1 pseudogene is annotated in these 348 nt (G+C 52.0%); it reads right to left on the bottom strand.

What is annotated here, in order from left to right:
* Window positions 1-74 precede the first annotated feature (74 nt).
* Window positions 75-348, bottom strand: a pseudogene (locus JIN78_RS17060) (IS110 family RNA-guided transposase); the annotation flags it as partial.

Below are 348 nucleotides of genomic sequence, written 5' to 3'. Positions count from 1 at the left end.
TTTCGTTCTTGCTCCATGATGAGCTTTCTTCCTTTCCCTAAAAACTATTTGTTAGATTATCAAGGATATTTCTATCAAGCCGCTTTGCGCACAGGTTCATAGAGGGATTCATTCTTCCAAAGACCTAACAAGAGCACGGAGAGCTTGCGGGCAATCGCGATGACGGCCTTCTTCTTGGCACGAGGACCACCCCGGGCCGCCAGCTCCAGTCCATGCTGGCGCAGGTCACTTTCCTTGCCAAAAGGCCCCAGGATATATTGGGCCGACCCGACCAAGAGTCGCCGCAAATAACTGTCCCCGGCCTTGGTGATTCGGAGTTGTTTATCACAATCTCCCGACTGATCGCGC

Origin of the sequence: Roseibacillus ishigakijimensis, from assembly GCF_016595415.1 — a bacterium.
Classification (GTDB): domain Bacteria; phylum Verrucomicrobiota; class Verrucomicrobiia; order Verrucomicrobiales; family Akkermansiaceae; genus Roseibacillus; species Roseibacillus ishigakijimensis.
This window is presented reverse-complemented; position numbering and strand designations above follow the sequence as displayed.